The 14105-nt window shown below is 34.5% G+C and carries 10 protein-coding genes; 5 read left to right on the top strand and 5 right to left on the bottom strand.

The window, feature by feature from the left end:
• Positions 1-98: 98 nt before the first annotated feature.
• From VB248_RS14445 to VB248_RS14435, 3 genes are read right to left on the bottom strand one after another with little or no spacing between them, the layout of a single operon-like run.
• Positions 99-1772: a DUF262 domain-containing protein gene (locus VB248_RS14445; protein ID WP_323297503.1), complete on the bottom strand. Its 1674-nt coding sequence runs from the start codon at positions 1770-1772 to the stop codon at positions 99-101.
• Positions 1769-2833: a hypothetical protein gene (locus tag VB248_RS14440; RefSeq protein WP_323297502.1), complete on the bottom strand. Its 1065-nt coding sequence runs from the start codon at positions 2831-2833 to the stop codon at positions 1769-1771. Before VB248_RS14440 ends, VB248_RS14445 begins: the two co-directional genes overlap by 4 nt.
• An 8-nt stretch (positions 2834-2841) precedes the next feature.
• Positions 2842-4047 (bottom strand): AAA family ATPase, encoded by a 1206-nt coding sequence (locus VB248_RS14435; RefSeq protein ID WP_323297501.1) that lies wholly within the window; start codon positions 4045-4047, stop codon positions 2842-2844.
• Positions 4048-4367: 320 nt separating this feature from the next.
• Here VB248_RS14435 and VB248_RS14430 point away from each other — a divergent pair, with 320 nt between their 5' ends.
• From VB248_RS14430 to VB248_RS14420, 3 genes are all read left to right on the top strand, one after another.
• Positions 4368-6944 (top strand): circularly permuted type 2 ATP-grasp protein, encoded by a 2577-nt coding sequence (locus VB248_RS14430; protein ID WP_323297500.1) that lies wholly within the window; start codon positions 4368-4370, stop codon positions 6942-6944.
• Positions 6934-7803 (top strand): transglutaminase family protein, encoded by an 870-nt coding sequence (locus VB248_RS14425; RefSeq protein WP_323297499.1) that lies wholly within the window; start codon positions 6934-6936, stop codon positions 7801-7803. Before VB248_RS14430 ends, VB248_RS14425 begins: the two co-directional genes overlap by 11 nt.
• A gap of 132 nt (positions 7804-7935) precedes the next feature.
• Positions 7936-10320, top strand: coding sequence for a ribonuclease R family protein (locus VB248_RS14420; protein ID WP_323297498.1), 2385 nt, complete (start codon positions 7936-7938; stop codon positions 10318-10320).
• Between the two features lie 39 nt (positions 10321-10359).
• Here the strand turns inward: VB248_RS14420 and VB248_RS14415 are convergent, their stop codons facing one another.
• A complete protein-coding gene (locus tag VB248_RS14415) occupies positions 10360-10869 on the bottom strand; it encodes a D-glycero-alpha-D-manno-heptose-1,7-bisphosphate 7-phosphatase (RefSeq protein ID WP_323297497.1) in 510 nt (169 codons plus the stop codon).
• Between the two features lie 382 nt (positions 10870-11251).
• Positions 11252-11689: a hypothetical protein gene (locus VB248_RS14410; RefSeq protein ID WP_323297496.1), complete on the bottom strand. Its 438-nt coding sequence runs from the start codon at positions 11687-11689 to the stop codon at positions 11252-11254.
• A 175-nt stretch (positions 11690-11864) separates the two neighbouring features.
• Here VB248_RS14410 and VB248_RS14405 point away from each other — a divergent pair, with 175 nt between their 5' ends.
• Complete coding sequence (locus tag VB248_RS14405; RefSeq protein WP_323297495.1) at positions 11865-12716, top strand: YybH family protein; 852 nt, start codon at positions 11865-11867, stop codon at positions 12714-12716.
• A gap of 169 nt (positions 12717-12885) precedes the next feature.
• The gene (gene nagA / locus VB248_RS14400) at positions 12886-14019 is read left to right on the top strand and encodes an N-acetylglucosamine-6-phosphate deacetylase (protein ID WP_323297494.1); all 1134 of its coding nucleotides are present in this window, start codon (positions 12886-12888) and stop codon (positions 14017-14019) included.
• The last annotated feature ends 86 nt before the right edge of the window (positions 14020-14105 follow it).

Raw genomic sequence — 14105 nt, 5'->3', positions numbered from 1 at the left:
TGATAAATTAGGGAAAATTGTCTGGTCGAATCAGGTGATTTTCCCTAATTTGGTTTTAGGGGTATTTGTATTTTCAAATCGAATACTTTTATTATTCTCTAATAAGATACTTCAGATAATTGAGTGTACCCAAGATAGTCTAACCCTAATTTCTCTGCAAAAGTATGTTCCTTATTGATAATTAATTTCTTTCTTAATTCAAGCACCCTTTCAATGTTACTTTTTGAATATTCATCTCTCATTTCATCTGTAATAAAATACTCTGAATATCTTCCTTTATTTTCCAGAGCAAGCATAAAGGATAAGTCGTTGGTTTTTTTCCCCGACTGAATAAATACATTGTCAGTAGTTTTATTTAGGCATACAACCATATTTGCACTTTCTCCTAAATCAGATGAAAATTTAGTTTCTGCAAAGAGTTTTAAAACCTTGTAGTCTTCAATATGCTCTGTATTTACAGGTTGAAAATTATTCGAGTAATTCAACATAAACAAAATATGAGCTTTTGAACGCACTGAACCTAAATTCACTTTATCAGACAATGCTGGCACAACGAATGGTTGCTCAGTTCTATCGCTATAGACTGGGTTTAGTTCGACATTTTTTATAAATTTTTGAAAATGCTGAAATGCTGTCTTTCTTTTACTTGGGCTAAAAATGGTAAAGTAATTCGAGTAAGTTGTAATCCAAAACCATTGTTTTAGCTTTTTTATTTGTTCATTATTTGGTTCAGGAATGTGGTTAAAAAACTCTACCAAAAAAATAAACTGGATATTAGCTGGTAACAGTTTATTATCGACAATTAATAGTTCCTCAAATAAAAATTTAGCCACAAGCTCTATACTTTTTACGGTAATTTCTATTTGACTTTGAAAGTTTGGGTTTTTAGAAAGGGAGATAATATCTGTTTTTTTATTGTCTAAATATAAATCGCCAAACGAGCTTTGAATACTTCTAAAAACCAAATCTCTTACCGCTACTTCTCTTGGTTTTTTATCAACAAAGTTATATTTCTCTATTTTATCAAGTGTTATATCAATTTTGTGTCCTAATCTAAAATTATCGGTATAAGTTTTAGCCGACAATATCCAATCGGGCGTTATTGGCTTTCCCTCTTTATTTAGTAATGTAAATATATCTATCGCTTCATCTAAAGTTCCGCCAGCTATCTCAATTACTGGCATTTGGTATCTACTAAAAGTAGTAACTATTTTTTTTAATCTATCAGTATATTTTTTAGATATTTCAGGAGTGTATTCCCGCTGTATTTTTTCTGAGTAAGTTAAAAAAGATTCATAATCCAATAAGGTATATGCTGGTACAGAACACAGTTCAAGATTACGACCAAATACCTCAAATACTTCATTTTCAAGGTTGTAGTAAATATTAAAAGTAGAGTTAAATGCTTTCTCATTAAACTCAAAATTCTTAATTTTTTCTGGATTAGAAAGGACGCCAAACAGAGCAGACATTCTCTGATAACCATCAAGAATATATTTTCGTTGCCTTTTTTCAAAAGCATCAAAAACAGATTCTTTAATAAAGTAAGGCCCTACCTGTTTTGCTATTCTAAATTCTGTTTCTGGTGTCCAAAATAAAAATGAACCTATGGGATAATTTTTTTTGATGCTATATAATAAGTTGAGTACATTTTCAAGCTCCCAAACAAAATCACGTTGAAACTCTGGAATTAGCAATAACCCCGAATTAATATCATCCAAATAAGTATCAAAGTTGTTATTTGATGGTTTTAAACTGATTAATGAACTCATAGTAATTGATTGATTTTATTAAATATACGTTCCAGTTCATCCGTTCCACTTCTCGCTTTAAGAGATACCTTATTAACCAATGGTGATTTTGTGAACAGTTTTGGAAAAGCGTTCTTAAATCGTTTTTCTTCGTCCTCTTTAGCATTATGGTCTCTATATCTAATACCTGATACCAATAAATTAAAGTTGGATGGTAATTGATTTCGATATAAATCTTGAGCATCTGGATTCAATTTATTAAATGCCTCCAAACCATCGTATTTTAGAAAGTCTTTTTGCTCATCAGATAGATAACGATAGACATTTGCCCACATTACAAACTCTTTGTCGTCAGGATTTTTTGAATTAGACTTTTCTTGTTGAACACTAAATATAACCTCGTCTGGCATATAATTTTCCATCGCTCTTTTTTCAAGAATATGAAAAGGTATATTATTTTTATCAAAATACTGAACCAGTTTGTCGTAATCTGGTTTCATGCTTTGCGTTGAAAACTCCTTATCACTATCCAAAATGACTATTCCACGATAATATTTTCTAGGGTCTGTATTAAGAGTGTTGGATATATACTCAAATGAATTAATTCTTTGAGTTAGTAAATTCTTTACATTACCACAGCCACCAGCGTTATCAAACTGTATCCATCTGTTTTTCAAACATTCTTTAAGATATTCACAATCCTCCTCAAAATGGAAAATGATTGATTTGATAAACTCTTGGTCATTTTTTGAGTTTTCAAGTAGTATCCAGAATGGTTCATTTAATAATGCTATTGCTTCTTCTAAAGCATAAGATTCATGTTTCTTATCGTTTGAAACTGTATAATTAATAGAGGGAGAGTCTTCATAAAAATAATCTTTTGTTGAAACTTCTAATAGTTCTTTGTCTATCGAGTCTAGCCTTTCATATAGAATGGAATTCACGCATTTATCTAAATCAATAAATACTTTCGCTTTAGTATTGGCTGAACCCTGAGGGCATTGGAAGACTATTCTAATAAGATGGACTAAATTAGTAAAGTCATTTGAGTTAAATATATCGTCTTTTATTTCTATTCGCATAGAGGCATCTATTTTTGAGCGTTTTTCATTGCTAACAATTCATCCATTGATTCACTAAATACTCCTTTAGGCCAATTTTTAACATTTCCATTTCCTTCAACTACGACTTCCCTCAAAAAACTCTCATTCAAATCTTCATCGTAATAGACATAATAAATCTTTAAATTTTGCTCTGTAAAATAGGGGTATTTACTTTCTGCAATTAACCGTCTTAGTCTTAGAATAAAGTTTTCAGAATGTGTTTCAATCAAATATCTTTTATTGACATCAATTAAAGATTCAGCAAATCGTTCTGCTAAATTACCATGAGCAGATGGATGTAAATGTAATTCTGGTTCTTCTATAATTGTCAAGGAAGGTTTTTCTTCCTCTATAAATGACTTGGTTATCAAAGGTAAAATTTGGCTCATCCCTTGTCCAACATTTTCTAAAGATGTCTTGAATGGTCTTGGATAATCTCTTTTTAGTTCAAAGTAAAATTTATTACGAAGTGTATCTCTGTCTATATTAACCTCCCAGCTTTCAAATACTTTTTTATACCAATTGCTTACCTTGTTTAGTAATTGACCATCCGAATAAATAGCATCATTGATTAATATTTCATATGCGTGTTTTCCATCTATTCCAATTTTTCTAATATTCTTTTCTTTAGGTTGGTCTTCCTTAATATCTTTCGGTTCTACCCTGTATGAACATACATAATCAAATTCAAAACTGAAGTTTATTAAATTCGGTATTTCTATTTCTCCTTCAAAGTCAACAATCTTTTCCAGTAAAAAACCTTTAAACCTACAATCATACAGCTTTATACTATTATTAATGGAGTAAAGCTTTTCTTTAAAATGATATTGTAATTTAAATTCATCATTATAATTCCATGAATAAATAGTTAGCTTACTACCCCCATATTCTAATTTAACAGTGATGTATAAAAACGTTCTATTTTTCAGTTCCAACTTAAAAACAAACTCTCCTGTAGTATCTTTTTCATAGTTTAAATCTGAATAATTATTCCCCAACACAACCCCTTCATTTTCACAAGTAAAACAATCATCAGTTCTACCAGATAAACTTCCTGAAATCAAAGTAGGAAGTTTGGCTAAGGCACTTTTACCAGAACTATTCTTGCCTATTAAAATAGTCATTGGGGCAAGCTCAATACTTTGCTTACTATTGAAGATTTTATAATTTGTAAACGTTATTTTATTTACCATTGTGCTCTAATTTTATAATCATACAAATATACACTTTATTCTAAGTTGAAAGATTCTAACTCAAACATCCTTAGTAAGGATTGAGAAACTCCCTTTTCACGAATATTACATCTTGTCAGACTAATATGATAAAAGTATTTATGCTGAATAAATTTAGAATTTAAGAATAAGTACCTGCATATTTCTACATTCCCCCAAAAATTCACCTAAGAGCAAATCTAAAGGCTCAAAACCGAAATTTGTCAACAACCGTACAAATTTTTCCTACAAAAATCTTAATTTTAGTAAATTTTAAGCACTTCATTTATAACCAGTGAGCAATGATTACAGATATATCCCCTAATTTACTTCAAGCCTATCAACAAGAAATTAATTCTTATGATGAAATTCTGGGAGCTGATGGTCAGGTGAAACCTCATTGGCGAACGCTTTTCGCTACTTTAGAGAAGTTGGGAATGAAAGAGCTACAAGCTCGGAATTTCGAACTTATTAATAAACTCCGTGAAAATGGGGTTACTTATAATGTTTATGAAAACTCTGGAAGTTTGAATCGCCCTTGGCAATTAGACCCTATCCCTTTTTTAATTGAACAAAAAGAATGGAATAACATTGCTCGTGGACTAAAACAAAGAGCTTTGGTGCTTGATTTGATGTTGCGGGATATTTATGGGCCACAACGTTTAATCAAAGAAAATATTCTTCCTGCTGAATTGGTTTATGGAAATACTGGCTTTTTTAGAGTCTGTAATGATATAAAAGTACCCTCTGAAAATCAATTGATTTTATATGCTGCCGACCTTGCTCGTGGCCCTGATGGTAGAATGTGGATTGTGGATAATAGAACCCAAGCTCCTTCTGGCTCGGGCTATGCACTCGAAAACAGAAGTGTGATGAGTAAGATTCTACCAGAACTTACTAATGGAATGTTTGTAAGTCGCCTCTCTCCTTTCTTCAATAGTTTTCAACATACGGTTGCTTCTTTGGCGGTGAAAGCCAAAGAAAATCCTAATATTGTTTACTTAACTCCGGGTTCAAACAACGAAACTTATTTTGAACACGCTTACTTGGCGGCTTACTTGGGTTATACTTTGGTACAAGGCGATGATTTGCTGGTGCGTGATGGCTACGTTTGGCTAAAATCTATTGATGGCTTAGAGAAAGTGGATGTGATTGTGAGAAGGATTGACGACGACTGGTGCGACCCACTCGAACTTCGTCAAGATTCACGACTGGGTATTCCGGGTTTACTTCATGCCATTCGTTTGGGAAATGTTTCGGTGATAAATCCTCCCGGCTCAAGTGTACTTGAGAATAATGGGCTTCTTCCCTTTATGAATGCTGCTTGTAGGTTCTTCTTGGGCGAAACGTTGATACTCCCTGCCGTAGCTACTTGGTGGTGCGGACAACCCAAAGAATTAAATTTTGTATTAAACAATCTCCATAAACTGATTATCAAAAATACGAATCGTAAACAAAAAATACGTTCGTTGTATGGACGATTATTAGAAAAAGAGGAATTAGAATCACTCCGAAAAGCGATTATTGAAAACCCTGCTGAGTATGTAGCTCAAGAAGAAGTAAGTCTTTCTACTACGCCATCGTTGGTAAACGGAAAGATTGAACCTCGTTTTGCTGCCATGCGTGCTTACTTGGTTTCAGATGGCAAAAATTATCAAGTAATGGATGGCGGACTTACTCGTAGCTCGCCAGAAAGAGACCGTTTCGTGATTTCAAACCAGTACGGAGGGGTTTCAAAAGATACTTGGATTGTCTCTGATACTGTTCCACAACTTACACAGAAAATTGTAGTACCGCCTACGGCATCTTCAATGCAGCATCATACTTCCTTGCCAAGTAGAAGTGCTGAGAATTTATTTTGGGTGGGTCGTTACTGTGAACGAACAATGGCTGCTACAAAATTCTTGAAAATCACGATTAACGCTTTACAAGAAAATGTCAATTTTGGCGGCTCAGTAAAATCAGAACATATTGATGTTTTATTAAAATCTGTTACACATTTAACGCTTACTTATCCCGGTTTTACCGATGAAGAAAACACGGCGATTCGTAAAAACCCTTATAAAGAAATTCACGATTTAGTGTCTAATTCAAGAAGAGGTGGCACAGTGGCTGGAAGTGTAGAATGTTTTCTTAGAGGAGTCATTGCGGTAAGTGATAAGTGGAGTCATGATACTTGGCGAATCATTAATTTGATTGAAAACAGTTTGAAAAAAATAAAATCTTTGAACGCTGAACAAAATAACCCTAATGAAATCCAGAAAGTATTAGACAAATTGCACACAAGGCTATTTACTTTTTATGGTATCATTTCAGAGTCGATGCCACGTGACAAAGGATTTTATCTTTTAGAAGCAGGCAAACTGATTGAGCGTATTCTTTCACGAATCAGCATTATTCGTTCTACTTTTAGTTTTAAAAATGACCATAACGTAGAAAATGACTTGATTGAAGCAACCCTTATCAATCATCATTTGTTAGTACATTATCGACTGTTGTATAAATCGCATTTGAGCTTGGAAGCCATGCTTGATATGGTTTTACAAGAAGCCGATTTGCCGTACTCTTTAAGCTACCAATTGGATGCTTTAGCCGAGTGCCTTGCGAAACTTCCAAAAACATCGCAGTCGGACAGACTTACAAAAGCCGAGAAAGCTGTTTTGGAAGCTTCCACGAAAATTAAATTGACCGATATTTCAACCTTGTGTAGTTTTCAAGCAGATTCTTTGTACCGTGAAAACTTAGATAGTTTATTAGCCAAAGTTTTTGAGCTTATTTCATCCGTAACGGTGAGCCTAACAGATTTGTATTTTACTCATACGGTTATGCAGCATTCGTTAATGGAAAGCCCAGCAAATAGTGAAACCAATGAAATATAAACTTACACACCAGACAAAATATAAGTACTTCGAGCCAGTCAATAGTTACCATAGCTTGGTTTGTTTGAAACCTCAAACATTAACCAATCAGACTTGCCATGAGTTTTCTTTGAAAATCAGCCCAAAACCTTCTGAAATCGTAGAAAGAAAAGATTTTTTTGGCAATACTGTTCATTATTTTTCGATTCAATCTGCTCATCAAGAATTAATTGTTCAGGCTGAAAGTATCGTAGAAACCTTTTCAAAAAATATTAGAGCCGATTACTCTCTTTCTTGCCGACAAGCGAAAGAAAAAATAAAAAGAACGCATTTATTAAAAGTTGAACTTTTACAATATTTATTACCAAGTCCATTTATTAATTGGGACGCTGAAATAGAAGATTTTGCCAAAGACTGTTTTCCAGAAAATCAATCTTTGTATGAATGTGTAAAGGCTCTTTGTCATAAAATATTTACAGAATTCAACTTTGTTTCTAATTTCACCAGTATCAATACACCCATCAAAACAGTCTTGAAAGAGCGAAAAGGCGTTTGTCAAGATTTCTCACATTTAGCCATTGCTTGTCTGAGAAGTTTAGGTTTTCCTGCTCGTTATGTTAGTGGTTATTTAGAAACACTTCCGCCTCCGGGCAAAAAAAAATTACAAGGTTCGGATGCTTCTCATGCTTGGATTTCGGTTTTCATTCCTGATATTGGCTGGTGCGAATTCGACCCAACCAACGATTTAGTACCACAAGAAAGACACATTATTACAGCTTATGGACGTGATTACAGCGACGTTCCGCCATTAAAAGGCATTATTTTTAGCTCTGGTCGTCATACGCTTTCTGTTTCCGTAGATGTCATTCCATTACTTTAACCATAGTGACCATTAGCATTAAATTGTTAATCGCTAATTCATTACACTCATTCGCCAAATCACTCATTCACTAAATAGTGAAGAAATCGGAGTGTTTTTCCGTATATTTGAGAAAAACATATTAATTCCTAAATGATTAAACCAAAACAATCAAAAGAACAAACTTTTCGTGACAGAATCAAAGAAGAAATTCTTGAGTTCTTTCGCCTAAATGAAGATACAGCTTGGTCGCTCAACCAAGTTCATAAAGCTTTTGCCATTCGTGACCGTAGCACTAAAACTTTGTACGGAGAACTCCTTGAAGAACTTCAAAAAAACAAAAAACTCATTCGCCAACAAAACGGAAGTTATATCATTGATACCGTAACGGAATTCGTAGTCGGTAAAGTAGATCATGTAAATGCTCGATTTGCCTTTGTGGTAGTTGAAAACCGTGAAGATGACGTTTGGATAAATACTCGTGAACTCAACGGTGCTGTCGATGGCGATACCGTGAAAGTATTGGTTTTTCCAAAAAACAAAAAAGGTACTACCAGAGCCGAAGGCGAAGTAGTAGAAATTGTAGAAAGAGGTAGAAAAGAAATTGTAGGTACAATCGAGATTTTACCGAACTACGCTTTTGTAACGCCCGATGCCAAAAAGATTTATCAAGACATTTTTGTTTCAAAATATGATGTCGGTGAAGCTCAGAATGGCGATAAAGTAATCGTAAAAGTGATGACTTGGGCTGAAAAGGAGCGTAAAATGGAAGGTCAGGTAATAGAAGTACTCGGAAAAGCAGGAGAAAACAATACCGAAATGCACGCTATTTTAGCTGAATTTGGTTTGCCTATTACTTTCCCGAAAGCTATCGAAGACGAAGCTGAAGCCATTCCTGTAAAAATTCCTGCCGCAGAAATCAAAAAACGTCGTGATTTCAGAGAAACGACGACCTTTACGATTGACCCAGTCGATGCAAAAGATTTCGACGATGCTCTTAGTTTTACTTTCTTAGAAAATGGTAATTACGAAATCGGTGTACACATTGCCGATGTTACGCATTATGTTTTGCCAGAAAGTAATTTAGAAGCCGAAGCTTTTAAAAGAGCTACTTCGGTGTATTTGGTGGACAGAGTAGTACCGATGTTGCCTGAAAAATTATCGAATGGCTTATGTTCGCTTCGCCCGAATGAAGATAAATTGACATTTTCGGCCGTTTTTGAAATTACTCCAGATGCAAAAGTTGTGGGCGAATGGTTTGGCAGAACCGTTATTCATTCAGACAGAAGGTTTACTTATGAAGAAGCTCAAGAAGTATTGGATGGTGAAGGAATCAATGTGATTTCAGAAGAAGTAAAAGAAACTGAAATTGTAGCAGAAGAACCCAAGAAAAAAGGACGTAAAAAGAAATCGGACGAAGTAACAGTATTGCCGAGTTTCTCGAAAGAACTTTTAACCTTGAACCAATTAGCTCACAAACTTCGTGACGAACGTTTTGCTAAAGGTGCGGTAAATTTTGAAACCGTTGAAGTAAAATTCAATTTAGATGAAAACGGAAAACCGCTTGGGATTTATCAGAAAATCAGAAAAGATTCGCATAAACTGATTGAAGAATTTATGCTACTTGCCAATAAAAAAGTAGCAGAATATGTTTTCAATTTACGCAAAACCGAACCAAGAAATACGATGGTGTATCGTACTCACGACGCACCAGACCCCGAAAAACTGAGGAATTTCTCTACTTTCGCCAAGCGTTTTGGTTATAATGTACAAACGGAAGTTTCGCAGATTAGTACTTCGTTCAATGCTTTGATGCACGATGTAGAAGGAAAACCAGAGCAAAATATTTTGGAAAATTTGGCAGTAAGAACAATGTCGAAAGCCAAGTACAGCACCGACCCAATCGGTCACTTTGGTTTGGCATTTCCGTTTTACTCGCATTTTACCAGCCCGATTCGTCGCTATCCAGATATGATGGCACACAGAATGCTTCAACATTATTTAGATGGCGGACAGCCTTTGGAACGTGCCGTTTGGGAAGCCAAATGTAAGCACAGTTCTGAAATGGAAAAAATGGCAGCCGAAGCCGAACGTGCCTCTATCAAATACAAGCAAGTAGAGTACATGAGCTTGATGGAAGAAGGCAAAGTTTGGGAAGGAATTATTTCGGGCGTTACTGAATTCGGAATTTTTGTAGAAATTACCGAAACGGCTTCCGAAGGTTTAATCAGAATGAATGATTTGAAAGATGATTTCTATGATTTCGACCGAGATAATTACAGAATCGTTGGACAAAGAAATGGACGAGTATTTACTTTTGGCGATAAATTACAAGTAAAAGTAAAAGAATGTAATTTGGGCAGAAGAAGTATGGATTTGATTTTAGTTGGCAACGGCGGAAGTGAAGGCAAAAAGAAAAAACCTTCACATCGGGGCGATTCAAGGCATAAATCTAAAAATCCTAAATCAGCACCAAGAGGAGACAGACGTTCGTCGCCGAAAAGTTCTGAAAGTAGAGATAGAAAAAAGAGAAGATAAAAAGAAAGTCCCTATGCTGAATAAGTATAGGGACTTTTTTTATTGTAAAACCAGTTCACTTGCTTTTAGCAAATTACTGGTGGTTAATTCTGAAAGTGATTCTTCTGGTTTTTCGGTTAAATGAATCGTTTTTACACCTGCTTTTTTCCCAGCTTTAATATCACGGTGGGCATCACCAATCATCCATGAAGCATCACGGTCTATTTTATATTTGGCAATTGCCTTTTCAATCATCAATGAATCAGGTTTACGAGTCAATGACGCTGAATTAAATTTTTCATGATGTGGGCTAAAGTAAATATCATCTAACAAATAGCCACATTGCTCTTGGAAATAATTATGGCATTTCCACACATCTTCACGAGTATAAATTCCTTTTGCAATACCCGACTGATTTGTAATTACTATTAATAAATATCCTGCTTCTTTGAATCTTTTCAACGCCTCAATCGCACCATCTGGAATTATTAAATCTTCAAGGCGATACACATAATCCACTCGGTCAATATTCAACACGCCATCTCGGTCTAAAAAAATACATTTCTTCATTACTTATAAATTTAGTCAATAGATAACAAACTGCTTTGTAAACACGATAATTGTGTACGAGGCTAAAATTACAGAACAATATAACAATTTTATTATTTTTTTGTATATTTTCTTTGGAAAATCTATTGAACGGTAATAGTATTTAGATAAACCACAAAAAAACGCAGACTTTTTGAAAAGTCTGCGTTTTTTCATAAAAAATCTTTGGAAGATTTCGGATGTCAGTCGTAAGATTTCGGAAATCGGATTTCAGATGTCGGATTTATTTTTGCTTACAAAGCTATTGTAGGATTCAGACTTATTTTAATTAAAGTATAATATCTGATTACCGACAGCCGAAGTCTGAAATCTGATTACCGAAAGCCGACAGCCAAGATAAAAACTACAATTTATCCCAAGGAATACGGCTTAATAATAAAACCAAACCTAAACCAAAGAAAAGTAAAGCGTTTTTGTGGCGAACCAATGAATCAGTAGCACGCTTGTTTTTAGAATATCCAATCGTAATCAACACAATAGCGATAATATTTGTTGAAATATGTTCAACAGCAATTTTACGATACTCTGCAATTTTCATTACTTCTGAACCAAAATCTGTAAAAGCTTTTAAGCCAAAAGGACTTAAAAATAAGTACAAAACCAAACCAATCAATAATTGAGTATGGTTTGAGATAAGGAAAAATAGACCAAATTTGCGGTCTGTTTCTGTGAAATCACTTTTTGAGTTTAAGCCCATTACCGCACGGACAATTACGATAAGCCCTAAAATCATCACTACGAAGAAAAGAGTCTTATGAATGAGTTGAAATATTTCGTACATAAATTTTGAATTTTGATTTGTCAATTTTTCCCAAAGATAATAAACAAAGCCTTCGTTTATGGTGTAATTTTATAAAAACATCTATAACCTTTAATTCGCCACAGGAATTTAAAACCTAACAATAGCCAGAAAGTAATGGCGTTTAAATTTTATTCAATTTTTAAACCGATGAAATATGAATTTTAAGAGAATTGTATTGTCAGTAATTTGTATAATTCCATTCAATACTTTTGCCCAAAGCATTACGCAAACGCAAGCTTTACAAAAAATGCTTGAAACCGAAAAAGCCTTTGCTCAAAGTTCAATTGACCAAGGTACGAAGAAAGCTTTTCTTACTTTTTTGGGAAAAGATGCGGTTGTTTTTGATAAAAATATGCCCGCCAACGGCATTGAAAAATGGGAAAAACTTGAGCTAAAAGAAGTAATTACTTGGCAACCTTATGTAGCAGAAATTGCCCATGATGGAGATTTAGGTTTTACTACGGGCGATTGGCAAATACATCCGAAAAATGCAAAAGAAAAAGCCATTGGGTTTGGCAGTTTCATTACTGTTTGGAAAATACAAAGTGATAGTACTTGGAAAGTCGCCGCAGACATTGGCGTAAGTCATAAAGAGTTAATAAATGATAAAAGTTTTCTTTTGAAGAATTATCCGATTTACAAACCTTCTGAATTAAAAAATAACGCTACCTTCGCTGAACGTTTTGTTTTTATGAACGACCATTTTTATTGGAAAAATGCTAAAAACTCGCCAAATCCATTCGAGCCACATTTGGCTCAAAATGTAAGAATTTATCGAAACGACCAAAAGCCAATTGTTGGCAAAGAAGCAGCCAATACTTTCTTGAAAAAAACGTTTGACAAAAACTTAGTTTACACAGGTTTCAAAACGATTACTTCTAATGCTGGCGATTTAGTTTGTGTTTATGGCACAATTTCAGGCAACAAAACGGGAACATATCTAAGAATTTGGCGACAAGAGGCAAAAGGAGTATGGAAAATTGCCCTTGAAGTGGTAAGTATTTGAGTGATGTTGGCTTTGAGCTATCAGCTTTGAGCTAAAAATTCAGTACTTATAAGTAATGAATAATACGATTTAATTGACGTTTTATATTTTTAGTAAATATCTGATAATTAGAGAATTGAAATACTAATCACCAATCTCTAATTACTAATCACTACTTAATTATATCATTATGTACGCACTAAAAAACTGTAAAATATTTACTTCAGAACAGATTTTGGAGAACACAATTTTGCTAATCAAAGGAAATAAAATTGGTCAATTTTTCGCCGAAGACGAAGTAGAAGAACTCGCCAATCTTGACCCTGATATTCAAATTGTAGATTTGAAAGGTTTCAATATTGCTCCTGCTTTTATTGATATTCAGATTTATGGCGGAAGTGGAAGTTTGTTTAATTCTAAAATAAGCGAAGAAACCATTCATAAAACCCATTTAGAAATTCGTAAATCTGGAACAACACATTTTCAGATTACGCTTTCCTCTACGCCACTTCCAACGATTTTAGAAGCGATAACAGTAGCCAAAAGTTATTTAAAAAATGGCGGAAAAGGCTTGGCTGGACTTCATATCGAAGGCCCATTTTTTAGTTTTCCCAAGCGTGGAGCTCACGTAGCAGAATTTATCCGTAAACCTACCGACGAAGAGCTAAAAACCATCATCGACGCTTGTGTGGGTTTGCCAACTTACATGACCATTGCCCCAGAAGAATTTACAGAAGCACAATTAGACTTACTTTTGCAAAGCGATATAAAAATTGCGGCTGGTCACAGTTCGGCTACTTATGCACAAGCTCAGTTTGCTTTCGGCAAAGGAATCAAAAGAGTAACGCATTTATTCAATGCCATGTCGGCTTTCCAAAGCAGAGAACCGGGCTTGGTGGGTGCTACTTATGACTCGGAAGTTTGGGCAAGTATTATTCCCGACGGCATCCATGTTGATTTTAAGAGTGTAAAAATTTCTAAAAAAATCATGGGCGAAAGACTGTTTATGATTACTGATGCTGTAACAGACGACGTTTCTGGAGATTACAAATTTATCCACGCAGGCACACATTATACCGATACCAAAGGTACTTTATCAGGTTCAGCCCTAACGATGATGCAGGGCGTAAAAAACTGCGTTGAAAAAATAGAAATTCCATTGGAAGAAGCCCTACGAATGGCTTCAACCTATCCAGCAAAAGTACTTGAGCTTGACCATACTTTGGGTAAAATAAAAAAGGATTATCAAGCACATCTTGTCATTTTTGATGAAGAATTAAAAGTAAAGGGTATCATCGAAAATGGCTGTTTGGTTTGGTTTTAGCGATAATTGTGATTGAGTGAGTTCCTCAAGCGATAACTTCCAAATCTAACCTTAAACAGATACTATAAACCCTGAAAGCCAAATAC

The sequence above is a fragment of the Arcicella rigui genome, assembly GCF_034929435.1.
GTDB classification, from domain to species: Bacteria; Bacteroidota; Bacteroidia; order Cytophagales; family Spirosomataceae; genus Arcicella; species Arcicella rigui.
This window is presented reverse-complemented; position numbering and strand designations above follow the sequence as displayed.